This window comes from Pseudomonas viridiflava, assembly GCF_003702045.1.
Lineage (GTDB): Bacteria > Pseudomonadota > Gammaproteobacteria > Pseudomonadales > Pseudomonadaceae > Aquipseudomonas > Aquipseudomonas viridiflava_C.
This window is the reverse complement of record NZ_RBTP01000056.1, coordinates 123,552-148,701: the sequence shown is the minus strand read 5'-3', so window position 1 is coordinate 148,701 and position 25,150 is coordinate 123,552. Positions and strand designations below refer to the sequence as shown.

The window sequence follows — 25,150 nt, the reverse complement described above, 5'->3', positions numbered from 1 at the left end:
CAAAAAACTTAAGAATGAGCGTTCCGAACGGTCGTAAAACGCCAAGGCAGGCGACGACGAAGCACCTTCAAACGGCTGCGCAACCGACTCGTCGATGTCGGGGTTCCGGCATAGCGCTGCGCCTGGAACTCATCGATGAAGGCTCGGATGGCGTCAGCGTACTGTGGAAACAACGCCGCAGCCCGGTCACCGAACGCCTCGGCGCCTTCGCCCGGCATACGACGCAGACCATGACGAGCCAACAAGCGTTCAAAGGCATTGAACAATCGCAGCTGTGAATCGCTTTCCCGCTGCCAGGGCTTGAACAGCCACAAGGCCACCAGCCCCAGCGAAATCACGATCCCGATCACGAATACGGGTGCTTGAAAACCCGAAAACCAGCGGCTCAGCACCTGCAATTGCTGCTGCCCCTGATAGCCCAGTACCCAGCGCTGCCAACCGTAATTGAGGTTGTCCCAGCTCAGACGCAACGCGTTGATCCACGGCACATGGCGATAACGCAAGGCGGACAGGGGCGAATCCTGTAGAAAGGCTTCATCGGCGGCCAGCGCCTGTTCAAGCCCCTGTTCGATGCGCTGGGGGGCCACGGCAGCGGTCGGATCGACACTGCGCCAGCCAATACCTGGCTGCCAGTATTCGACCCACGCGTGAGCATCGAACTGGCGCACGGTCAGGTACTGGCCATCCGGGTTGAACTCGCCGCCCTGATAACCGGCCACCACGCGTGCGGGAATCCCGGCCGAACGCAGCACGAAGGTCATCGCCGAGGCGTAGTGACCACAAAAGCCACGGCGGCTGGTAAACAGGAATTCGTCGATGCTGTCGTTGCCCAGCGAATCGGGCTTGAGGGTGTAGTGAAACGGCTGGTCGGCAAAATAACCCAGCATGGCCTGCACCAGCGCGTCCGGCGTGGCATTGCGACGACGAAGCGCTTCTGCCCATTGCCTGGCCTGCGGATTGCCCTTGACGGGCAGTTGCAGATCCTGGCGTTGAATCTGTTCGCTGGGCTGCGCATCGCGCACGCTGTCCGGCCAGGACGTGACGCTATACAGCAACGATTGCTCGACCGGGCGCCTGCGCTGCAAGCGAAAGTCGCTCATCTGCCGGACTTCCGGCAGTGGCGTTTCACCGATATCCAGACTCGGTAGCCAGGGCCGACCGCTGGCTTCCATAACAACGCTGTACGCCACTGGTTCGCCGCGCTTCTGCCACTGCGGGAGTTGCACCGTCTGGGCGCGAGCAGACTGCGACCAGCGTCGGCCGTCGAATTGTTCGAGCGTCAGACCCCGCCAATACAGTTGAGTGCGCGCAGGCATCAGCCCTTCGAAACTGGCACGAAACACCAGCGCCGGTGAACGGCTCAGCTCGGCCATATCGCCGGGTGCCATGTTGTCGGAAAGCCCGGTCACGCCCTTGTTGCTGGGCTGCGGCAGCGACCAGAGCGGGTCCAGACGTGGAAAGAACAGAAACAGCAGAACCATCAGCGGCACGGCTTGCGCCATCAGCTTGAAGGCCAGTTTGAGAGTGCCCGCAGGCTTTGCGACCAGGTCTGATTGCTGCAAGCCGATCAAGGCCGCCAGCAGCGCACCGATTGGCAGCAGGCTGAACAGCGCCCACAGCAGGTTGTTCTCGAACAGGTAGCCGACCGCCACGCAGAAGAAACCGAGAAAGACCAAGACCCGGGCATCACGTCGGGTGTTCATTTCCAGCAACTTCAGCACAAAGGCCGCCACGAGTAGCGCGGCCCCTGCGTCCAGCCCCACCAGACTGCCCCGCGCCAGATACACACCGCCCGCTGTACCCACCAACAATCCGGATTTGACCCAAGCGCCCGGCAGACGCACGCGCATGCGAAACGCCTGCACACGCCAGACCGTGCAGCCCAGCCACAAGACAATGATCGAAACGGGTATGTGCAGTGCAAACGGTATGACCACCAAAGCCTGCGCCACTAACAACCAGGTCAGGCTGACCCTCGGGATTGGCTGGCTCACCGCCGCCTTCGCGCTCATGGCCGCTGCCCGTACAAAGCCAGCGCACGCAGGCAGGTTTCCCGATGCGCATCGCCGCTGTCCACGCTGGATAGAAAACCCGGCAGTCGCATCGAAAACGGCTGGCGACGTTCGGACAGTTCCAGCACCCAGTAGCACAGACGCGACAAGCGTTGCTCGATGTCGCCGCCTAGCGCCAGAAAATCCAGGCACAGTTCATGCCCGCTCAAATCGGTGAAATCCTTGACCAGCAGCCCTTGCCCTCGGGAGTACGCTTTCCAGTGCAATCGCCCACGGTTGTCGCCCGGCTGATAGCTGCGCAGGCCCTGATAGTCATCCACACCCGCGCCCTGAGTCGCCTGACCATCATCCTCGGCGTGGGGCTGCACGCCGTTCAGCAGCGGCAGGGTGCCCGACAAGGGGCGCGGATAGATCAATGCGGCCTGCTCCAGATCCAGCCAGGTCCAGGCACGGAAAACACCCAGCGGAAACACGCTCTCCACACGCAGCCGAGGCGCGCGCAGCCAGCCGCGACGCTCGGCCGGCAGCGTCAGCTCGACCTCGGTCAGCCCTTGGGCGCTGACGTCGCCCTGTTGCAGGTTGCTCGTTTCCCAGCCTAACCCGAGCGCCTGGTGCGCATGCCTTGTGCTTTCAAGGCGCAGCCGCAACGGCACCGCTTCGCCGACGAACACTGAGCGCGCCAGTCCGGCGCTCAGGATGAGTCCGCTGAGGTTGCGATACGTGTGCAAGATAGCCAGCACCCCGACTGACAGCAGCAGAAAGGTCAAGCCGTAGGCGAGGCTGTTCTGGTAGTTGATCGCGACCAGCAGCATCAGGACCAGCACCACCATGAAGGTGATGCCCGTTCGCGTCGGCAGAATGAAAATGCGCCGATGATCGAGTTCGATACGCGACGCCGCAGGAATGCGCTTGGCCAGCCAGCGTTGCCAGAACGGCTTGAACGGCTCGATCAAAGCACCGGCACCTCACGCAACAGCCACTGCACCAGCGCCCCGCCACCATGACCGGTCGGATCGGTGCGTTCGCGCAGGCGATGGCCCACCACTGACGGCAACACCGATTGCACGTCCTCCGGAATCACGTAATCGCGACCTGCCAGCATGGCCCAGGCTCGCGACGCCGCCAGAACTGCCAGGCTGGCACGCGGCGACAACCCATAAGCGAATTGCGGCTGGCTGCGGGTCGCGTCCGCCAGACGCAATACGTAGTCGACCAGCGCGTCACTGGCCCGCACCTGACGCGCCTCGGCCTGCAACTGGCCCAGCATGGCGTGATCCAGAATCGGTTGCAGGCGCGGCAACAGTTCGCGCCGCGACTCGCCCATCAACAGGGATTTTTCGGCTGCACGTGCGGGATACCCCATTGAGATGCGCATCAGAAAGCGGTCCAGTTGCGACTCGGGCAAAGCAAAGGTGCCACCGGAACTGAACGGGTTCTGGGTGGCGATCACAAAGAACGGATCCGGTAACAGACGGGTCGCGCCTTCGATGGACACCTGCCCTTCTTCCATCGCTTCAAGCAGAGCACTCTGACTTTTGGGCGTGGCGCGATTGATTTCATCAGCCAGCACCAGTTCGGCGAAGATTGGTCCAGGGTGGAAGGTGAACTGCCCGGAGTCGCGATCAAATACCGAGGTGCCGAGGATATCTCCCGGCAACAGGTCCGAGGTGAACTGAATACGCTGATAGCTCAGGCCCAGAATCTTCGCCAACGCCTGGCTGAGCGTGGTCTTGCCCATGCCAGGCAGGTCTTCGATCAGCAGATGCCCGCCACCGATCAGGCAGGTCATTGCCAGACGCACCTGTGCTTCCTTGCCCAACACCACCTCATTGATGGCGCTCAGGCATGCATTGAGTGTCTTGCCCATTGATACGCCTCCCCGGCAACTGCTTTATGCGGCCATACATGGCAAGCGATGCCAAACGTCCGAACACTTTACGGTTAGCGTAGGTTGTTTCGCCAGAGGCAGTAGGGATTTGCTTGAGAGGGCGTAAAACGATGACGGGCAAGCACGTCTGACGTGCCTGCCCGAGGGGGGAGATCAACGGCCGGCGCGTGACTCACGAATGTAAAAACGGGCTTTTTCGGACTTCTCGGTGCAGCCTTCAAACGCTTCGAACTGCTGCTGGGTTTTGGCGCCCGTCAACAGAGAGAGCGCCTTGGAGTAACTCACGGTTCCGGCAAAACCTTCGGCTTTGGCCAGGTCAAGCTCGTGCCAGGCTGCATCGATTTGTGTGGCACAGCTGTCCCGATACCCGGTCTTGCCGGCACACCCTGCAAGAACCACGATGAACAATGGCAGACAGATCCAGGCTTTCATGGGGTGTTACCTCAAGAGGAGAAATAGAAAAGATGCGGCTTTGACGGCGAGATTGGCTGAAAGTGCCGTCGTGCGCGGGCTCAAGGGTAACTGTTTTCCAGCATTGGGGTGGGTTTCATCATGCACGTCAGGGCAGTACAGTTAGCGCAGGCCAATGCCTGGAGAATGTCTGGATGAAAAAACGCATTGCGCTGGTGCTCGGTTCGGGTGGCGCTCGGGGTTACGCGCATATCGGCGTGATTCAGGAGCTGGAACAACGCGGCTACGAGATTGCCTGCATCGCAGGCTGTTCGATGGGTGCCGTGGTCGGCGGAATCTACGCGGCAGGCAAGCTTGATCAGTACCGTGACTGGATCGAGAGCCTCGATTACCTGGACGTACTGCGGCTGGTCGATGTCAGCTTCCGTCTGGGTGCGATACGCGGAGAAAAGGTGTTCGGCCAGATTCGCGAAATCGTCGGTGAGATCAACATCGAGGACCTGCGCATTCCCTACACAGCGGTGGCCACTGACCTGACCAATCAACAGGAAATCTGGTTTCAGGAAGGCTGCCTGCATCAGGCGATGCGCGCGTCGGCAGCGATTCCCAGCCTGTTTACACCCGTCATGCAGGGCGGCCGGATGCTGGTCGATGGCGGCCTGCTGAATCCGCTGCCCATCGTGCCGGTGGTGTCCAGCCACTGCGACCTGATCGTGGCGGTCAACCTCAACTCGACGCACCATCAGCATTATCAGTTGCCCGTGATCGAGCGTCCGCCAGCTGTGAAAAAGCGTTTTGACCTGCTGATCAATTCACTCGGCTCGCACCTGCCGTTTCGACGCAAGCTGGAAACCAATGGCGTGGCGTCGATTGCCGGGCAAACCAGCAGTCTGAAGCCCTCTGCGGCCAGAGTTCCCAGCCCCTGGCTTGGCGAGGTCAGCGCAGACCCGCAAGGCCAGCAACCGGCTGCCGCGCCCCAGGCCGAGGGCGCACCAAAATCGGCCAGTGGCTCGGTGATCATCGATAACGTGGGGCCTGCTTCGTTGCTGGATTTGATCAACCAGAGCTTCGAGGTGATGCAGACGTCGTTGGCGCAGTACAAGATCGCGGGTTATCCGCCGGACATCCTGATCAACGTGCCCAAACGGGTCTGCCGTTTCTTCGAGTTCTACAAGGCCCCGGAACTCATCGCTCTGGGCCGTGAGATTGCCAGCGATACGCTGGATCGCTATGAGAGTGATCAGCGATAGGTGCCGCACTCATAAGCGGACGCAGAGCGCCCCAGGCCGGCGTTCCCACACTGGAGCGTGAGGAACGATCAACACCCTGCGAAACTGATCGAAAACCTCACTCAATCACTGGCCAGCAACCGATACCCCACGCCTGCTTCCGTGAGGATGAACCTGGGCGATGTCGGGTCATCTCCCAGTTTCTGGCGCAGGTGCCCCACTACAATGCGCAGGTAGTGGCTGTCTTCGGTATGGGTCGGGCCCCAGATGTCCTTGAGCAGTTGCTGCTGGGTGATGACGCGTCCGGGGTGGCGCGCCAGCTGCGCGAGCACGGCGTATTCCTTGCGGGTCAGCGCGACTTCGTTGCCGTCCAGTAGCACCCGGCGATACGCAAGGTCCACGGTCAGCGGGCCGACTGTCAGCGCGGATTCGGGCTTTTCGTTGCCCGATACCTGACGCAGCAACGACCTGACCCTGGCCAGGAATTCCTGAATACCGAACGGTTTGGTCACGTAGTCGTTGGCCCCGGCGTCCAGCGCCTGGACCTTTTGCGCTTCGCTGGCGCGCACGGAAAGCACCAGCACCGGCACTGCCGACCATTCACGAAACTCACTCAGTACCTGCTGACCGTCCATGTCGGGCAGGCCCAGATCGAGCACCAGCAGATCGGGTTTGTTCAACGCTGCCTGGGTCAGGCCGTCGGCACCGGTGGCCGCTTCCAGCACCTTGTAGCCTTGGGACACCAGGCTGATACGTAGAAACTTGCGAATCTGCGGTTCGTCGTCAATCACCAGAATCGTCGCGGCCTGACTCATGGGCGCGAAGCCGTTTCAGGGGTGCAGGTGAGCGCTTGCGTAACCCGTAATCGACTCAACCCGGCTCCTCCATTTCAGTGTCTGGCTGCGCCTGCAAGGGCAGGAACAACGTGATGCGCGTGCCAAGGCCATCAATCCCTGACTCTACGCTCAAACGACCGCCGTGCGCACCGACCATGCCCTGACAGATGGCCAGCCCCAGGCCGGTGCCCTGTCCACCCCGGTCGCCGCGTGCGGCGGTGTAGAACATGTCGAAGATCTTCGCACGTTCGTCTTCGGGGATGCCCGGTCCTTCATCGCTGACCGAGAAAAACAGTTCGCTGTCGATCACGCCCGCACTCACCTCCAGACGTCCTCCCAGCGGTGAGAAGCGTGCGGCGTTTTCCAGCACGTTGACCAGCGCCTGCTCGATCAGTGCGGCATGTACATAAAGCAGTGGCAACGCCTCGGCTACCTGAGTGCTGACCTGCAACGGCATCATGACTGCACGCAGCCGGTTGAGCGCGCTGCCCACGATGTCGGCCGGCGAAACCCAGTCACGCGCCAGCTTCAACGCGCCATGTCCGAGCCGGGTCATGTCCAGCAGGTTCTGGATATAACGATCCAGACGCTCGGCCTCATCGCGGGTGCCTTCCAACAGCTCACGTCGGTCTTGCAGCGGAATGGCCTCCCCCAGTGCCAGCAAGCTGTCGATGCTGCCGCGCATGGAGGTCAGCGGCGTGCGCAGGTCATGGGACACGGAGGCCAGCAAGGCGCTGCGCAGTTGTTCGGTTTCGCCATGCAGGCGAGCGGCCTCCAGCTCCTCGCCCAGTTGGGCCCGCGCCAGCGCCTGGGCCAGTGGCTGGGTCAGCGCGGCCAGCAACCGCCGATGCTGCGCCGTGAACGACTGCCCTTTGCGAGCGCTGACGCCAAGCAACGCCAACGGCCCTTCTTCTGCCGTGATCGGCCACCACCACCATTGCCCGGAAGGAAGCGTGCCGGTGCCGCTGCCCGCAGGCTGCTCATGCTGCCAGGCCCAGTCGGCGGCGGCGCGCTCGGCCTCGGAAAAGGTCAGCGGCCCACCGGTTTCAACGGTCCAGCCACCCTGACTGTCGCGATCCAGCAGGCACAGTTTCAGCTCCTTCCAGCCACTGAAATGCTGCTCAGCGGCATGAAACACCGCCTTGCTGTCAGTGGCGGCGGTCATCTTGCGTGACAGGTCGAGCAGCTCACTGGTCTGCTCCTGAGTGTCGCGCAACGCCTGCAACTGGCTGCGCTGACGGGCCGCCAGCTTGCCGGTGAGCGCCGACATCAGCAGGAAAAACAGCAAGGTCAGGATGTCTTCGTCGCGCTGGATACTCAGCGAAAAACTGGGCGGGATGAACAGAAAGTCATAGGCCAGAAACGACAAACCGGCACACGCCAGTGCAGGCCCCATGCTGCTGCGCACCGCCACCAGCAGGACCGCCGCCAGAAAGATCAGAGAGATATTGGGCAACGCCAACAGGCCCGACACGCCCCACGCGACCATGCTGGCCAATAGGGTCGCGGCCAGCGCGATGCCGTAGTCCGACCACACCACATCGCGCAGTGGGCGAGCCCGGGGCGGTTGGTCGGTTTTTTGTTCGCTGTCATCGAGTACGCAGACTTCCAGCCCATGCCCCTCGCGCAGCAGCCGCGCAGCCACACCTCCGCCAAACAGGCGACGATACCAGTGTCGATGTGACTGACCGACCAGCACGACATTGGCACGCCGCTCCACCGCGTGCTGGATCAGGGTGCGCGCCACTTCTCCGGCGCGCAGTGAGACCACTTCGCCGCCCAGTCGCTCGGCCAGTTGCTGGGCACCTTGCAAGCGGGCTCGAGCGTGTTCATCCAGCGTCTGCCCGTCATCGACATGCACCGCGCTCCACGGCAGGTGACGACGCTGGGCGACCCGACTGGCATGGCGCACCAGACGTTCGGCCTGCACATCGCCGTCGATGCCCACCAGCAAACGGCCCCGCACCGCCGGCGCAGACTGCCCCAATTGCCGATACCCCTGCGCCAGGTCGTTGTCGACCTGAGTGGCAGCGGTCTGCATGGCCAGCTCGCGCAGTGCGCTGAGGTTGGTCGGGGTGAAGAATGCATCGATGGCCGCACGCGCCTGTTCCGGCACGTAGACTTTGCCCTCGCGCAATCGCTCGAGCAGCTCGCGGGGCGGCAGGTCGATCAGGATGAGGTCGAAGGCTTCTTGCAAAACCCAGTCTGGCAGCGTTTCGCGCACCTGCACGCCGGTAATGCCGCGCACTTGGTCGTTGAGGCTTTCCAGATGCTGAACGTTGACCGTGGAGTAGACGTCGATCCCCGCCGCCAGCAGTTCCTGGATGTCTTGCCAGCGCTTGGCATGGCGACTGCCGGGGGCGTTGCTGTGCGCCAGCTCATCGACCAGCACCAGGCTCGGGGCGGCCTTGAGCAAGGCGTCCAGGTCCATTTCTTCCAGCGTCATGCCTCGGTATTCGACGCGCAACAGGGGCTGCTGAGGCAAACCGTTGAGCAACGCTTCGGTTTCGGCGCGTCCGTGAGTTTCCACCACACCGGCCAGCACATTCACACCTTGACGCAGTTGCGTGTGAGCGGCCTGCAGCATGGCGTAGGTCTTGCCCACACCCGGCGCCGCCCCCAGAAAAACCTTCAGCCGTCCCCGGCCATCGCGGGGCAATTGAGCCAGTAATGCGTCTGCTCGACCGGAATCACTCACGTTGGGTATCACTCTCTTTCGGTGTGACATTCTGGGAGCGAGCTTGCTCGCGAAGGCCATTTCAAACGCCACATGTCGATTGAATGAACCGGCGCTTCGCGAGCAAGCGCGCTCCTGCAGACCTGTATTTTTTGCAGGAAGACCGCGTTGTGTCGGACCTCCGGCAGCCCTGCGTTCGCCGCACGGCGCGCATGATGTGAGCGAATGTTACAGCTGCGCGCTGCGTTGTGCTGACGTTATCTGATTCAGGCCCATGTTCAAGGTCAATACGTTGACCACGGGTGGGCCGATCAATGGACGCTGGGTGTTGGCGTCTATCAACGTCTGGACCCTCTCCAGCGGCAATTGCCGCGCAGTGGCCACACGCGAGGCCTGCCAGGCCGCGGCCTCGGGCGACAGGTGCGGATCAAGGCCGCTGCCGGACGTGGTCAGCAACGCCAATGGCACCGGCCCCTGACCGGGAACGGCCAGTTTGGCGGCGTCTTCGGTGACGCGGGTCACCAGCGCCGGGTTGCTCGGCGCGAAGTTGCTGGCACCGCTGGCAACCGTCGCGAACGCGCCAGCGGAAGGACGCGGCTGGAACCACTCATCACCCGTGAACGCCTGAGCGATCAGTTTCGAGCCGCGTACCTTGCCGTCCTTATCGTAGAGCAGGCTGCCATTGGCCTGAGCGGGAAACGCCACTTGCGCAACACCGGTCACCACCAACGGATACGCCACGCCAGTGATCAGGCTCATTAACACGATCAGGCTCAGGGCCGGACGCAATACATTCGACATCTTGCACATCCTCAATCAGGTGAAGCGGCACGCCGACCGGCGTGCCGCTCAGTCAACGGTTCAGACCAGGCCTACGGCAACCAGCAGCATGTCGATCAGCTTGATGCCCAGGAACGGCACGATGATGCCGCCCACGCCGTAGATCAGCAGATTGCGTCGCAGCAGGTGCGCGGCGCTGGCGGCCTGCACGCGTACCCCACGCAGGGCCAGGGGGATCAGCACCACGATGATCAGCGCGTTGAAGATGATCGCCGATAGAATCGCGCTCTGCGGGCTGGCCAGTTGCATGATGTTGAGCACGCCCAGTTGTGGGTAGATCGCGGCGAACAATGCAGGCAGCACGGCGAAGTACTTGGCCACGTCGTTGGCAATGGAGAATGTCGTCAACGCGCCACGGGTCACCAGCAACTGCTTGCCGATGTGCACCACGTCCAGCAGCTTGGTGGGGTCGCTGTCCAGATCGACCATGTTGGCCGCTTCACGGGCGGCTTGAGTGCCGTCGTTCATGGCCATGCCAACGTCTGCCTGGGCCAGCGCCGGGGCATCGTTGGCACCATCGCCGCACATCGCGACCAGACGGCCCTCGCCTTGCTCCTGACGAATCCGCTCCAGCTTTTTCTCTGGAGTGGCTTCAGCCAGCACATCGTCCACGCCCGCCTCTGCCGCAATCGCCGCAGCAGTCAACGGGTTATCGCCTGTGACCATGACGGTGCGAATGCCCAGCTTGCGCAGCTCTTCGAAACGTTCGCGGATGCCCGGTTTCACCACGTCTTTGAGGTGAATCGCGCCCAGCAGACGACCGTTGGCGCACACCAGCAGCGGCGTACCACCGGTCTTGGCGATCTTGTCGACTTCACGCGCCAACGGTGCAGGCAGGTCGCTGCGCTGCAGGTTGATGAACGCCAGCAGTGAATCGACCGCGCCCTTGCGATACACATGCCCCTGATAGTCCACGCCCGACAACCGGGTATCGGCACTGAACGGCACAGCGGTCACCGAGCTCAGCGTCGGCTCGTTCATCGGGTGCAGATTGCGCAGGAATTCGACGATGGATTTGCCTTCAGCCGTGTCGTCCGCCAGCGATGCCAGCAAGGCGCCCTCGCCCAGCTCTTTGGGGGTTACGCCGGGTGCTGCGTAAATCGCTGCGCAGCGACGGTTGCCGAAAGTGATGGTGCCGGTCTTGTCGAGCAGCAACACATGCACGTCACCGGCGGCTTCCACAGCGCGGCCCGATTTGGCGATCACGTTCAGGCGCACCAGGCGGTCCATACCGGCGATGCCGATGGCCGACAGCAGGCCGCCAATGGTGGTCGGAATCAGCGTGACCAGCAGTGCCACCAGAAACACCAGCGGCAAACTGCCACCGGCAAAGTGAGCGAAGGGCTGTAAGGTGATGACCACCAGCAGGAAGATCAGGGTCAGACCGATCAGCAGGATGTCCAGCGCCACTTCATTGGGCGTTTTCTGGCGCTTGGCACCTTCCACCAGTGCGATCATGCGGTCCAGGGTCGACTCGCCGGGGTTGGCACTGATGCGCACCAGCAGCCAGTCGGACACCAGACGTGTGTTGCCGGTCACCGCCGAACGGTCGCCGCCGGATTCGCGAATCACCGGCGCGGACTCACCGGTGATGGCCGCCTCGTTGACCGCCGCGATGCCTTCGATGACTTCACCGTCGCCGGGGATCATCTCGCCAGCTTCGACGCGCACCACATCGCCTTTGCGCAGTTCGCTGGCATTGATCGTGCGCAGGTTGCCGTTCTCGTCGCGGATACGCGCCTTCAGGCCTTCGCTGCCTGCTTTGAGGCTGTCGGCCCGCGCCTTGCCCCGGCCCTCGGCCAGCGCTTCGGCGAAGTTGGCGAACAGCACGGTGAACCACAACCACAGGGCGATCTGAATGCAGACGGAGGTCGGCACCTGCGGGTCGGGAATTACACACAGCACGGTGGTCAGGATGGCAGTCAGTTCCACCACCAGCATCACCGGCGAACGCTTGAGCAGACGCGGGTCCAGCTTCACGAAGGCCTGCACCAGCGCGGGACGCCACAGCGCCGACAGGCCGGTTTTGGCGGTTGTCTGAGCGGCTTGAGGTTCAGCCTGCTTTGCAGAAGAAATAGGCATGTTCATAGTCGGTTCCTCAGAAACCCAGGCTCAAATGTTCGGCAATCGGACCCAGTGCCAGGGTGGGCAGAAAGGTCAGGCCACCGACCAGCAGAATGGTCACGGTCAGCAGGGTGACAAACAACAGACCGTGGGTCGGGAAGCTGTCCTGGCCCTGCGGCAAGCTCTTTTTCATGGCTAGGCTGCCGGCCAGTGCGAGAACCGGCAGGATGTAGCCGAAACGGCCAATAAAGATCGCCAGGCTGAGCATCAGGTTGTGAAAGACCGTGTTGGCACTGAAGCCACCGAACGCCGAGCCGTTGTTGGCAGTGGCCGAGGTGTAGGCGTACAGCAACTGGCTGAAGCCGTGGGGACCCGGGTTGCTGATCGCCCCCGCAGGGCCTGGCAGGCTGGCGGCAATCGCGCCCAGTACCAGCACGCCGACCGGCATCACCAACAGGGTCGCGACCAGCAGCCGGACTTCCTGAGCCTGCAGCTTTTTGCCCAGATATTCCGGTGTACGACCGATCATCAGACCGGCGAGAAACACCGCGATCAGCACATTGAGCAGCATGCCGTTGAGGCCCACACCGACGCCGCCGAAGATCACTTCGCCGACCATCATGTTGACCAGCGCCACCATGCCGGTCAGCGGGTTCAAGCTGTCATGCATGCCGTTGACCGATCCGTTGGAAGCCGCTGTTGTCGCCACGGACCACAGCACCGTGCCAGTGGTGCCAAAACGGGTTTCCTTGCCTTCCAGGGGGGCGGTCTGCTCGACGCCTGCCAGGTTCAGTGCAGGGTTGGGCTGGTACTCGGCCCACATCGACACCGCACCACCGATCAGCAGCAACGCCAGCATGCAGCCGAGGATCGCGCGGCTCTGGCGCATGTCCTTGACGTAATGGCCGAAGGTGAACACCAGCGCGGCAGGGATCAGCAGGATCGAGACCAGCTCGAACAGGTTGCTCCAGGCAGTCGGGTTCTCGAACGGGTGCGCCGAGTTGACGCCGAAGAAGCCGCCGCCGTTGGTGCCCAGTTGCTTGATTGCAATCTGGCTCGCAGCGGGGCCCATCGGCAAGCTCTGATCAGTGCCTTGCAGGGTCAGCGCGTCGATGTAATGGGCGAAGCTCTGCGGCACGCCCTGCCAGACCAGAAACACTGCAAGCACAATGCTGATCGGCAGCAGGCCGTACAGGGTGGCGCGGGTCATGTCGGCCCAGAAGTTGCCCAGGCTGTTGGAAGAGCGACGGCTGATGCCTCGACACAGCGCCACCAGCACGGCCAGGCCGGTCGCGGCACTGACGAAGTTCTGCACGGTCAGGCCAACCATCTGGCTCAGGTAACTGAGCGACGCTTCGCCGCTGTAGGCCTGCCAGTTGGTGTTGGTGATGAAGCTCATGGTGGTGTTGAACGCCAGCGACCATTCCATGCCGGGCAACTGCTGCGGATTGAGTGGCAGCACGCCTTGTAGCATCAGGATCGCGAACAGCACAACGAAGCCTGCCAGGTTGAACGCCATCAACGCCCAGGCATATTGCTTCCATGATTGCTCCACCTGCGGATCGACCCCGGAAATCCGGTAGCAGGCCCGCTCCACCGGCCCCATAACCGGACTCAACCAGGTCCGCTCGCCTTCCATGACACGGTAGTAGAAACGCCCAAGCCAGGGGGCAGGGAGCAACAGCAGCACCAGAAAAGCAAGGATCAACAAGTAGTCGTAACTGTGCATGATCACTCCTGGCTCTGGTCAGCGCGCAACAGCGCAACCAGCAAATAGACGAAGAGTCCGACTCCCATCAACAGAGAGATACCATCCATAACGCTCATTGAAATTTCCCCATGATCAGGCCCCATCGGATGCGGTGATGGCCGTGTGAAAGCATTGTCGGGAGTCGGGGTGTAAAGTCGCGAGATCGAGAGGTGGAGCGAGCCGTAAAGAAGCTGTAAAGAAACGCTACAGAGCGCCACATCTAAGGCCTACATGATTATCAGCGCTGTCATTTATGTCAGGTTGCTGATGCGTACGGTGGGGGTATCGTGGTTCAGCGATCCTCACGGAAAGGACTCCACCATGCGTCGCGACAAGGGAAAATCCATCGACTCCACGCCCTCTCCAGCCGTCAACGCTGAGGTGGTACATCTGACCGTCAAGGAACGTCAGGTTCTGGAATGGGTGGCGATAGGCAAATCGGCCTGGGAGATATCAAGAATTCAAGGCTGTACCGAGGCAACGGTGTACTTTCATACCGGCAATATCCGGCGCAAGTTTGAAGTCACGTCGTTGCGAACAGCACTGGTGAAGGCGATCAAGCAGGGAATTATTGTGGTGAGATGAAGGCTGAGCCCAGTGTTTTCGAGCCTGGGGCTAGCGCACTCTGCGCTGACCGCGGGCGGACTTAAAACGGGCGACAACACCTCTGCCCGCTCTTCGTACTTGCTGTCAATCTTGGTTATCGACACCCAAATAGTTTTTTTTGCGTCCAGAGCCTTTGAGGTCACTGCGTGTGTTCAGATAATTTTTTACCCTGATTCTTTCGTTTTGGGCGTATATGGCTTCGCTGATATCGAACTTCTTCTCCCACGCCCTCAGACCGGATCTGGCTTCCTGAGTGATGACCCGCTTTCCGATATTTTTCTGTGCGAAGGTAAAATCTCGCTGTGCCTCCCCGTACAAATAGTTGTAATTGTCAAACGCTTCTTCTGCAGCGCTGTGGTCAGACACAAGCTGCCTGGATGGAGATTTGTGATTCAAACGGGAAAGCTCAATCTTACTGTCAAGTTTGGAAAGTTGATCGCGTGCGTCATCAAGGGGCTGTTTAGTCGACTTGGCTTTTTTCCCGAGGGCTCGCACCGCCTTAGGCGTCATCTTTCTGAGTGAAACAGGTGCGTTTGTGCTGTTTTTGAGGAAGGCTTTCGGTATGGCTTTATTCGCGGCCGAACTGAGCGGTGCCTTTAAAAGCCTTATCAAAGCCCCCCAAGGACTGTGCCCATCCGGATCAACAAGGTTCACCGGATCGCCCTCACAATACGCATACCCGTTCAAGCCCCCCTCCCCGAAAGGGCTCAAACTGTCGGGGCTGTGAAAGCGCATCAGCGCCGGGTTATAGGCCCGATAACCGTTGCCCAAGAGCTGCCAGCCGGTATCAGGTTCGACGTACTCCCCGTTGAACGCCAGTGTGCTGACCGGCGGCGAATCGGCGCTGCGATGTCCATAGGCGGTGTAGGCCAGCAGATTGACGTCCCCGGTCTGGACGTCGGCCAGTACACTCTGGCTATCACTGACGGCGAGCATCACCGCTTCGTTGCCCTGCAGCTGCGCCAGCACCTGACCATTACCCTGCATGAAGGTGCGGTTCTGGCTGCCATCCAAAAGATTGACCAGACGTTCATCACGGTAAAATCGAACGTCCGGGTTGCCATCCAGCGTTCGTCCCGCCAGCGTGTCCTGTGGTCCGTAGCGATATCGATTGATAGAAGGCGGAACACTGACTTCGACCAGACGCCCCAGCGCATCGTATTTAAGCATGCGCGCGGCCTCGTCGAGGATCAGATTGCCGTCTAGGTCGTACTCAAGGGGCATCTCCAGGGGCACGTAGTCTTTATGGCTATTGACCACCCTGCTCAGTTGTACCGGGTCGACACCTTCATAATGGTAAATCGCCCGATTGAGTCCCTCGTCGAACGAGGTCATGACCAGCTTCAGGTTATCCATGCCGTCGAAACTGAAAATCTGCTGATTGATGCTTTTGCCATAAGCATCGACGGGGCGCTGTGTACCTGTGCAGTTATACCGGACCAGTCGCCCACGGGGGTCATAGCCGTAAACCTCATCACGCAGCACGTCTTCACCCTCTGAAAGCGTGCGCTTGATCATGTCATCGACATCGTCGTAGGTCTGAGCCAAGCGTTGCCGCGTGCCATTGAGGTCGAAGGTGCGCAACACTTCTCTGCCCAGTTCGTCGTAGGTCAGGATGATGGCGACGTACTGCCCGCCAGCGCTGTCCCGGGTGGTGATACTGGCAGTGCGGCCGAGCGCGTCGTAGGTAAAATCTGAACAGAGCGTGCCCAGCGAGGTTTGTGCCAACCGTCCCTGATCATCGTATTGGTAAGTCTGCTCCTGTCCGAGCACATCGGTATAAGACTGCAGCCGGCCCAGACGACTGTACAGGTAGTGCATGGTGTAATCGCTGCCTTCGGAGACACGCTTCTCGCTTTTCAGGAATCCGGTGCTGTAATACGTCCGGTCCAACTGTTCGCCTTGCTCATTGGAATGCAGCAGGCGCGCATTGTGCTGGTCGTACTCATACGTAGCGGTCGCGCCGAATATACTTCTTCGCAGGGGCTCGCTGCCCAACTGTGGCTGGTAATCGTACTCAATGACCTGCCCACCAGGCGTCGTCACCGCTTTGGGCTGCCGCTGACCTGGCTCATAGGCAAATGAGCGTTCGCGCCCGCCCGTAATCGATTTGACCATGCGGTCCAGACCGTCATAGACCTGTTCCCCCAATACCGAACGTTGACCGTTGTGCTCGACGCAGACGCTGACAGGTAGGTCTTCGCTGCTGTGGACAGCAAATGCATGACTCACGATGGCTTCGTCCGGCAAGGTGGTTTCAATCACGCGGTCGAACGCATCGTAACGGTATCGGGTCGAGCGCTCGAAATCGGTAAGACCGACGATTTCTTCAGCGCTACGGCCCAGTCCGTCATAGTGATAACGGCTCAGGCTGAGCGGTTGTCCGTCAAGACCCCGACGCACGGTGCGGGTCGGCTTTTCAAAGAGGTTCAACCAGGTTTCACTGATGCCGCTTTTAAGCACCAACTCCCCCGTGCTCTCGGTCCAACTGCGTTGAATGGGGCCTTGGGATTCAAGCGTGCCAACGGGGTCGGTTTCCTCGAAAGTCTTTACGCCGTCGGGGCCGGTCACGGACCTCTGCTCGCCCCAATCGTCGTACTCCAGTACCTGAGCCAGCGCCAGTGATCGCTCTCCCATCCAATCGTATTCGGTTTCCCGAACCAGATGCCCCAAGGCGTCGTACACGGCTGCATACGTCTGGCGGGGCACGCCAGCGTCGGCACGATAGGTCGGGCTGTCGGCATCGTCACGCTCTTCGTAAACCACTCGCTGCAAACCGTCGAAGCGGCTGCAGGTCTTGACGCCCTTGACGTCGAACAAACGCTGCTCGGCCCGATCGGTCGTTGTAGCGCATAACTGGTACTCATAGCGCCGGGTCGCTTCGAATTCGGTGCCCGGCGCGACGGTTTCGCTCAGCACGCGCCTGAGCGAGTCGTACACGTAGCGGATTTCCACGTCATTGTCGTCACGGTTCAGCAACGGTTCGCCGTTGAGCAGTGAATGCTCGAGGGTGACTGTTTTCTTCACGCCATCAAAACCGGTCACGGTCTGCACGGTACGCTGCACGCTCTCCCCAAGCTCCGCACGTGCAAGTGTGCTGTACGCATACTCCGTGGCAGTGACCTGCCCGCCCATGCTCAGCGACTCCCGCCTGATACGCCCATGCTGAAAGGCGTCTTGCGAATCATCGATGTACTCGTAGGTCATGCACTGCAATACCTGCTCGCTCTCGGGAATCTGCTGCACCAGCAGCTCGATCAACTGGCGAGCGGTTTCCTTGAGTAATCGTCCTACGGCTGGGCCGAGCTTTATAAGGACGTCGACGATGCCATGCGCCTGACGCTGAAGAAGCGGCTGATCGCTGTCTGCCAGCGTTGCCAGGCTGTCGATGAACGCGTGAGCGGAGCGCCGCAGCGTACGTTTTGTGCCGCGCGAGGAGGCCGTCAGGCAGTCGATCAGCGCACAGGCATCATTTCCAAGCCTTTGCTTGAAACCGGAATCCAGCTGCACCACGCTTTCGCTTTCCAAGGCAATCCAGTCCTCCCGCTCACTGCCGATGACGGCCGCCAGCGAGGTATAGCGGTAAAGAGTGGCAAGCGTCGGTGCCTGTCCATGATCGGCGGGGGCTGGCGTTATGGTCTTGCTTTTGAGGGTGCGCACAAAACCTTCGGGGTCCGGCGGGCAGCCGTCCTCACCTGCCGCCGAGTACCACGTGTTGGTTTCGACGACTCCGTTGGCCTGGGTCTCGACCAACAGATTGCCCTGATTATCATAGGCACTGGTAACCGTCTCACTGCGCGGCGCTCTTGCATCGTTCAACCATCGCCACGTGGTGGTGACTTCCTTGGGCAACTGGCAGTCGTTCGGCTGAGCGGCAAACGGTGTACCGGGCAACAGATGATAAGCAGTGCTCACTTCACGGACCGCATCGTTCTGGGTCGTGGTTTCACTCGTCAGCAAATGGAACTGGTTGAAAACACGCTTGACGCTGCGCACGTCTACGTCGTCGACCCGCAGGGTTTCGGTGGACACGTACTCATAACCGCCTTCTCCCAAGTAACGGTAAAGGTTGTCCAGACCGTTGTCCTCCCAGGCGATATCAAGACCGGCGCCCAGAAAGTTATGCTCGCGCCCCTGACTGTCTGCATAGGTGTAGTGTACGTCCACCTCGGCCTGTCCACTGCCCGGGGTCGTCAGGTGGCGCGTGACGCGGGGCAGCGGATCACGCCCGGCCTTGGCTGGAAACGCATGGCCCTGGTCCTGATAAAAAACCGCTTCGTGTCCTCCTGCTGGCGTATCCACTGCCGTCATGCAGATATGGTCGCGAACAAGCTGGTACTCGAAACGCCACGACGCCCCCTCGTCGGTCGGCATCTCGACACGAGTCACCCGGTGGTCCGATCCGCTCAACCTCAGCACAAACGCCACGTCTTTGCCGTCTGCGGCCGACAAGCCGATATGCACAGCCGTGTCTTCGCGGCGTATCTGAAGCAAGACCTGCCCCGCATCGTCCTTCACCTCGCTGAGCCTTTGGTGAGTGCTGCCGAACGGCGTATAACTCAGGGTGACGCTATGCCCCTCGGGTGCAAGAATGCGTGTCGGCAAAGCCACGGTATGACCGCTCGCGCCCATTGTTTCGAGGACTTCCTTCACTCCGGACTTGTGCATCACCCGGTAATGGGTGTCGTCCTGCTTGTAGAAATGGAAGCTGTCGAGCTTTTTCTCCGGCATCACCAGTTGGTCAGCCTGAGTGCCGTACACTTTGAACGTCTCGCCGCTGCTCAACGAAACGACCTGATTGCCCGGCGTGTATTGCGACAGTCTTAAATTCCAGCCCAACCCAAAACCGCTGTCCTGAGTATTGAGCGGGTTGTAACTCAATACCAAAGGTAAACCGGGGCCGCGCAACCCGTTCGTTTTAACATCAGGTAACGTAAGGGAGACGGTGTATTGACCCGTCCTGGGATCTACACCGCTCTGCATGAAACTCATAAAATTAAAAGCATTGGAATGCACGGACGTTGAAATGGTCATGGTAAAAGACCTCAGTCTTGAAGCAGTGCTTAATTGCACAGAACCCTATAAATGGTGCACACCAAAGGGCGTGCACACAGTTAAACATTCGGTCACTTGGAAATATTGATTCGCAGACAGGATAACTTTCCAGGGGTATTTTCATCGCCGTCATACGGACGGATCATCCACACACCCGGCGCAACAATTTCATGCATCGGCCGTCCTTTAAGACCCTCAATAGAGATCAACCCGGTGGTCACCGGATCAATATAGGTTTTCATACCCAACACCCACCCACCGCTGTCGTCGCAATCTCTGCTTTCCAGGATTATCTCGGTAGCCGACCGTACATTATTCAGTCTGAAGTACCGCATCTCGTCATTTTCACAGTTATATTCTTCTTCGTTCAAGTTGACGGTGATGGACGATGTTTCAATAGCGATCGTGCAACTGTTGCCCCCTTCGTCCTGATTCTCCCTGAGTTCGATACTCCGCGCCGGATCGACATCAGAACTTGCGGACGCGAGGCGATCAACGCCAAACCCCGCCAGCGTTGCAATGAGCACGCAGGCCGAGAAGCGGTTTAAAACATTCATGATAAGGACTCCCTGTCATTCACGGTTACAAAAGCATGCTGTCAGAGGGGGATGTAAAGGGTATGCATCAGACGATTGCGCCTGCCCACTGTACCCTCCGACAGAAAACTGATTCGGCGCCGATGCACATTCCCCAATTCATCAAGTAGACTCACCACCAACGAGCGGTATAACGTGTCACGGTTATTATCGCCAGGGCCGATATACGGCACGCTGGGCGTTCGGTGCAAACTGATGGTCAGCCCACCAGACTCGAAAACCTCCCTATCGACTGGTATATCCAAAGACTCCACACCCTTTATGACGTGTTCGAGAGAGCCATCAAACAGGATCTTATCAACGTCATTACTTGCGTCTGGATCATTAAATATGTAACCAGTCCAACTAAAAAACGTTTCGGCTTGCTGCTCACTTTCCCAGAGAATCATGGAGGTCGAGACGCGTTCACCGCTGGACGGTAAAAACTTCAGCACCACGAAATCGAAAATTTCATTAGTGTTGGGGTATCGAATCTTCAAGTTCCAGTAATCGGTCGTGTGCAGGTTCAGGTTAAAGACGTCATCAGGCTCCCCTTCGCCAGGCGGTGTAGCGGTTGGATTTCCGCCAGAGCCCTCAGCGCGCGTGGGAACAAACAGGTAATGGGACGTATCGAACCGGGGAATGCCTCTCGGTGTAATCTCCACCTTGCTGTTCACACCCTCCAACCCTTCAGAGGTCCACCAACGGTTGCCGTCCTGCTGAAAGGTGGCATGAAAGGTTCCCGTATAACCTTGCGGAGCCCTGCTGTGCAGATAGTGATCGGTGGCGACAACCGAACGCTTGGGCGACTCGGCCGCCGCGTTGGCTAACGGGGGTAGCTGGAACCGGTTCTTCGTGGCGTTCAAGCACCAGTGTTGAATGCTGCCCTCGGGAATACCGTCTAAGGGTGGTTCGACAGACTCGATCACCTGCCCGGTGTCGTTGTCCACCAGACGCATCGACGCCTGCTCTGTGCCGCTCAACGAGTATTCCACCCCGTCCACAGGCATGACCTGCGTCTTGATTTGTAACCTCAGCTGTTGATAACCGTTGGGATAGAGGCTGCCTTTAGCTGGATTGCTTACGTTACCCGGCACGGTCACCGTAAACATCGAAAGCTCTGTCCAGGACGGCTCATCGACGACATCAGAAACCTCGATTACCGCATAGCCGCTGGCCAACACGACGTTATTGTTGACTACTTCACAGCTCACAACGCTGCTGCCCAGGTAGTCCAGGGGCGGTGTGAATACACCCTGAGCATCGACACTGCCCGCGCCGCCCTTCACTTTCCAGCGCCGCTCGTAGCCGGGTAACAGCGTGGAATCGTCATGCAGTTGAACCGGCACACCTTTAAGTGCTCTGGGGACGACCGCAGGCTCGATGCGCAGCGCCTGCTGGCCGTTGGCAATCAATACCGTTGCCTGCCTTTTTTCATCGCCTTGCACTGAGATCTGCTGGGTGGCCAATGCTCGTCTTCCGGACCTGGCGTCCGGTGTGAACAGCGCCCCGCCGTCGCGCTCGGTCAACGTGCCGGCTTCTCCCCCTTGCAACGCCCAACTGAGCGGTGCACCACCCAGCGCCGATGCCTTGAGCACCACAGGCTGCACCTGATCACCACCGGCCACGACCATGACACGCGGCGCAACTTCCATCGGTTCAGATACCACGCTCAACAGCGCCGAGGCGGTGCGGGACTTGCCAGCATTGTCGTAAGTGGCGGTGACGACGATACGCAGCGCATCATGGCCCATCTGCGCAGCACTGGCAGCCGTGTAAACGCCACTTGAGGTCATTGTGCCGTTCACCGCAGCGCTATGGCCTTGCAGGCTGAACACCTTCCAGCTGGAGGCGGCGATTTCCTGGCCCTGCTCGTCACGTAAGGCAAAACGCTGAGTCTGCCCCGCCACGAGGGTCGAGAGCAACGGCGTGACCGAAGCCTGCGCGGCTTCAAGGTTGGCGAACACCAGCAGATCATCTGCCGCGTAGATATCGGACGCAGCGAGCCGTGTTCCAGCGCCAGACCGCAGGCTGCCCAATACAGGCGGCCGATCTTTCTCGATGCCGTACTGCATGTCTTTGGACAAGACCAGCGAAGCCCCATAGGACTTTCCTGAACACGCTTTGAGCCTGGCCGGAAACGGATAAGGAAACTCGCTGTTCAACGGGAACTGGCCGTCGCCATGACTGGAACGCATGCGAATGAGTAGTACGAGCGCACCTTCACCGAAATGTCTAGCACCCGCGTCTCGCGCCCCGGGCGCAGGCAGGGTCAATACGCGTACGCCCGCAGGCGACTGGGCGTCGTAATGATTGAGGTCGATGCCGAGCAGGACGAACACGGCACGATGCAGGGCAATCTGTTGGAACTCAGCCGCGAAAAAACCTGACAGCTTTTGATTGGCGACCGCGTCGACGCCAGCCAGATTGCAGTCAAAGTCCTCGCCCTTGGCCAGATTCAAGGTTACGTGACCTTCGCTGTCCACCTGCAGAGGCACGTTCATGGTGACGTGAAACCCCATCGATTCAGCGATTTTAAAACTGCCGGACACCGAGGCTGCACCGCCCGTGGGTTGACGTGATCTGCTGTAGCGTCCGGCCACCATGTTCATCGTCACCGTAACGGAGGAGGCATCCGCAGCCAGAAACGACACGGACGGCACGCCCAGCTCGACCTGCTGCAGATGCACGCTCTCGACGTTATGCGCGTCTATTGCGATAACGCCATTGAACAGAGGCAGGAAGGCGAAATGCTGGTAACGCTCGACGTATTGCTGTTCGAGCTGCTTGTTGAGCTCCTCGCCGCTGACGGCCAGGATGGCCCCCCATCCCTGGGTGGGTATTGGAGGCAGCAACAGCCTTTTCAAGATTTCTGCAGAACGGTCCAGCGGCAACGGCAAGATAATATGCCCCTCGAAGACGCCCCAATCAGGATCGTTGAGCCTTGCGAAAATCAGTACGAAACGGTCCAGGGCTTTAGGGTCGCTTTTGTAGACGTCGCCAGAAAAGCTGCCAGCCATGCTGGCGGGCTTAGACCACTCCACCCCGGAAACGACACTGCCGTTGGCGTTACTTCTGGCCTGCAAGCGTATCTCGCCGTCGCCCAAACCACTGTCCTGGACGGCTTCTATGGTCAGTGCGGACGGCATCTGGCGAACCAGTATCCAGGTCGACCGGGTATGTTGCCCGTCGCTGACGGCTATTTCCTCCAGCACAGACGTTTTGCCCGAGACCTTTGGCCCCGCGACATACACCTGCCCGCCCGCGCCATCGGCCTCGGGTTCCAGCGAGCCACTTTCGCCGCTTACAGGGTCAACGATCGACCAGGCCAGGTTACCCCCGCCAAGTGTGGTGGCAGAAAGGCTGACGCGCTCGCCGTAATTGCAGACCTGGATCAACGGATTAATGCTCAAGACGTCAGCCTGCACGGTTACCAGTACCGTACTGCGTTGCTGCGTTACAGGGTCGGTGGCGGTGACAAGTACTTGCTGAAACGCTTGGAAGAGGGCTTGCGCGTCGGGTGCAGTATAAATCCCCTGCCCGTCGACAGTGCCTGGACTGGCGTTAATGCCAGGTGGATTTTCGACGCTCCACACCAGGCCAGCGCGCGCGGGTCGAGTGGTCATTTGCAATTGCGCACCCGCAGGCACCAGTGCCTGCTGCTCGACAATCTTGAACGCTGCGGCGGCGGAGTCGACCTGGCCGAATACGGCGAGGTCATGAGGCATACGTTGCGTCAACGCTTGCACGACCTGATTTTCACCCAGATCGAAGCCGCTCAGAACGCTGTCGTAGCCTTGGGTGTGGAGCGTGCGGCCAAGCGCCTTCGTCAAACTGTGCTTGACGGTATGCGCCACAAAACCCTTGATCTGCCGTTGTTCTGGATCGGTAAGGTCGTCCAGTCGCCCTTCAACGGCGCTGACTTCCTCATCATTGTCATAGGGCACGTAGAAATGACCTTCCATCACCTGGTCGTCGGACTCGCCGGGCACCAGATGAAAGACGTACTCGAGGTTGACGTTGAACGTTTCGCTGCGTGATTTCCATTCAGTGCTGTTTAACGCTCTGTACCGGAAGTCGATATTGACGGGAAAACTCCAGCTCTGCGCTGCCTGACTGTAATCGAAGTCGATGGTCAGGGATTTCTGAGCGCTGACTGCAGGAATGCTGAGCGGCGTTGACTCGAACTCGAAGTCAGCAGTCTGGTATCGCTCTGCCGCAACATCAAATAGACCGGCCCTTGCGACCATTCGCTCCAGCGGTTTTTCTTCTGGAACGATGAACTCGAAGTCCGGGCTTTGCAGTGCTTGCATCACCGCATGGCCGAACGCTGCACGGTGCAACGCATGGGAGGAGAACACCGCTGTCGCCGAATAATCTTTCCCGACATCGTTGGGGATCAAGTAGCGGAAGTCGGCAGCGTCGTCGGGGAATCCGCCTGTGGCGCCATGTTCCAGCGTGGTAAACAGCAGCAGGGCACCTCTGCCATCGGCATCGCCTGCACCTTCAGCGCTTTCACGTTGCGTGCGTGCATCAACCCTGCGTACGTTGAGCAGCGGATTACTCTGCTCGCCAAAAACGCCCAGCGTAAATTTTTGTTGCCGGTTCTGCGGATCGCGAAACCACGCTTGCAGGAATTTGCCAGCCTCGCGCTGCTCCGTGAGACTGCTGCCGGAAAAATCCAGCGTCACGTTTTCGCTCACGCTCAGGTCGACCGCCAGCGCCGGGCCCTGATTGGTCAGATCCGTATCCAGATGCAGATCTGCGACACCTGACGGGGTATAGGCGAACATCTTCAGGATGCTGTTATGCCCCTGGCTGTTCTCCACAACAGTATGTGTGCCGCTGAGAGCAGACATTCGCCACGCCACTGGCGCACTTTCCAGTGAACTGTGCTCGAACGACAGCGCAGGTGGCCCGAGTACCAGTCCCGAGAAAAAATGCGAAATATTCGTATCGGGAACGGCGATGCTTCCATCAGGGACGGGCTGCGCCAGCCCCTGGCCTACTCCGAGTTGATAGGCCTGCGTGAGCAGACCGTCGACTGCTTTAGCGTCAAGCGCTATTACTGCGTCCCAGCCTCTCAACCGGGTTGTATCTTGCATCCATGCCAACAGACTTTCTGCTGAATGACCGGCCATGACATCACCTCCTGTGATACCAACGTGGTTTTCTGACTTGCGTGTTTTCTGACTCGTGTTTGAGTG

General features: G+C 59.9%; 15 protein-coding genes. 2 read left to right on the top strand and 13 right to left on the bottom strand.

Annotation, left to right across the window (positions count from 1 at the left end; genetic code table 11):
* Positions 1 to 8: 8 nt before the first annotated feature.
* From ALP40_RS17550 to ALP40_RS17535, 4 genes are all read right to left on the bottom strand, one after another.
* Positions 9 to 2,012 (bottom strand): DUF3488 and transglutaminase-like domain-containing protein, encoded by a 2,004-nt coding sequence (locus tag ALP40_RS17550; RefSeq protein WP_122209470.1) that lies wholly within the window; start codon positions 2,010 to 2,012, stop codon positions 9 to 11.
* A complete protein-coding gene (locus tag ALP40_RS17545; protein WP_122209469.1) occupies positions 2,009 to 2,965 on the bottom strand; it encodes a DUF58 domain-containing protein in 957 nt (318 codons plus the stop codon). The genes ALP40_RS17550 and ALP40_RS17545 overlap by 4 nt, the downstream gene beginning before the upstream one ends.
* Positions 2,962 to 3,879: a MoxR family ATPase gene (locus ALP40_RS17540; protein ID WP_122209468.1), complete on the bottom strand. Its 918-nt coding sequence runs from the start codon at positions 3,877 to 3,879 to the stop codon at positions 2,962 to 2,964. Before ALP40_RS17540 ends, ALP40_RS17545 begins: the two co-directional genes overlap by 4 nt.
* A 174-nt stretch (positions 3,880 to 4,053) precedes the next feature.
* On the bottom strand, positions 4,054 to 4,332 hold the full coding sequence (locus ALP40_RS17535) for a hypothetical protein (protein WP_004887711.1): 279 nt from the start codon (positions 4,330 to 4,332) through the stop codon (positions 4,054 to 4,056).
* 173 nt (positions 4,333 to 4,505) lie between these two features.
* On the opposite strand from ALP40_RS17535, the gene ALP40_RS17530 reads away from it, so the two are divergent.
* Complete coding sequence (locus ALP40_RS17530; protein WP_122209467.1) at positions 4,506 to 5,561, top strand: patatin-like phospholipase family protein; 1,056 nt, start codon at positions 4,506 to 4,508, stop codon at positions 5,559 to 5,561.
* 101 nt (positions 5,562 to 5,662) lie between these two features.
* Here ALP40_RS17530 and ALP40_RS17525 read toward each other — a convergent pair whose 3' ends face one another.
* The 6 genes from ALP40_RS17525 to kdpF form a co-directional block, all read right to left on the bottom strand.
* Positions 5,663 to 6,355 (bottom strand): response regulator, encoded by a 693-nt coding sequence (locus ALP40_RS17525; protein WP_122209466.1) that lies wholly within the window; start codon positions 6,353 to 6,355, stop codon positions 5,663 to 5,665.
* Positions 6,356 to 6,410: 55 nt separating this feature from the next.
* Positions 6,411 to 9,074: a sensor histidine kinase KdpD gene (locus ALP40_RS17520; RefSeq protein ID WP_122209465.1), complete on the bottom strand. Its 2,664-nt coding sequence runs from the start codon at positions 9,072 to 9,074 to the stop codon at positions 6,411 to 6,413.
* Between the two features lie 207 nt (positions 9,075 to 9,281).
* Positions 9,282 to 9,854, bottom strand: a complete 573-nt coding sequence (kdpC, locus tag ALP40_RS17515) for a potassium-transporting ATPase subunit KdpC (RefSeq protein ID WP_122209464.1) — start codon at positions 9,852 to 9,854, stop codon at positions 9,282 to 9,284.
* A gap of 60 nt (positions 9,855 to 9,914) precedes the next feature.
* Entirely contained in the window at positions 9,915 to 11,981 is a 2,067-nt protein-coding gene (kdpB, locus tag ALP40_RS17510; protein ID WP_122209463.1) for a potassium-transporting ATPase subunit KdpB, read from the bottom strand.
* Between the two features lie 10 nt (positions 11,982 to 11,991).
* The gene (gene kdpA, locus ALP40_RS17505) at positions 11,992 to 13,686 is read right to left on the bottom strand and encodes a potassium-transporting ATPase subunit KdpA (protein ID WP_122209462.1); all 1,695 of its coding nucleotides are present in this window, start codon (positions 13,684 to 13,686) and stop codon (positions 11,992 to 11,994) included.
* Between the two features lie 2 nt (positions 13,687 to 13,688).
* Positions 13,689 to 13,784: a K(+)-transporting ATPase subunit F gene (gene kdpF / locus ALP40_RS17500; RefSeq protein WP_122209461.1), complete on the bottom strand. Its 96-nt coding sequence runs from the start codon at positions 13,782 to 13,784 to the stop codon at positions 13,689 to 13,691.
* Positions 13,785 to 14,028: 244 nt separating this feature from the next.
* On the opposite strand from kdpF, the gene ALP40_RS17495 reads away from it, so the two are divergent.
* Positions 14,029 to 14,292 carry a helix-turn-helix domain-containing protein gene (locus ALP40_RS17495; RefSeq protein WP_122209518.1) on the top strand — a complete coding sequence of 88 codons (264 nt, stop codon included), beginning with the start codon at positions 14,029 to 14,031 and terminating at the stop codon, positions 14,290 to 14,292.
* Positions 14,293 to 14,397: 105 nt separating this feature from the next.
* Here ALP40_RS17495 and ALP40_RS25600 read toward each other — a convergent pair whose 3' ends face one another.
* From ALP40_RS25600 to ALP40_RS17480, 3 genes are all read right to left on the bottom strand, one after another.
* The gene (locus tag ALP40_RS25600; RefSeq protein WP_122209460.1) at positions 14,398 to 19,347 is read right to left on the bottom strand and encodes an RHS repeat-associated core domain-containing protein; all 4,950 of its coding nucleotides are present in this window, start codon (positions 19,345 to 19,347) and stop codon (positions 14,398 to 14,400) included.
* A gap of 92 nt (positions 19,348 to 19,439) precedes the next feature.
* Positions 19,440 to 19,925 carry a hypothetical protein gene (locus tag ALP40_RS17485; protein ID WP_122209459.1) on the bottom strand — a complete coding sequence of 162 codons (486 nt, stop codon included), beginning with the start codon at positions 19,923 to 19,925 and terminating at the stop codon, positions 19,440 to 19,442.
* Between the two features lie 41 nt (positions 19,926 to 19,966).
* On the bottom strand, positions 19,967 to 25,084 hold the full coding sequence (locus ALP40_RS17480) for a hypothetical protein (RefSeq protein WP_122209458.1): 5,118 nt from the start codon (positions 25,082 to 25,084) through the stop codon (positions 19,967 to 19,969).
* Between the last annotated feature and the right edge of the window lie 66 nt (positions 25,085 to 25,150).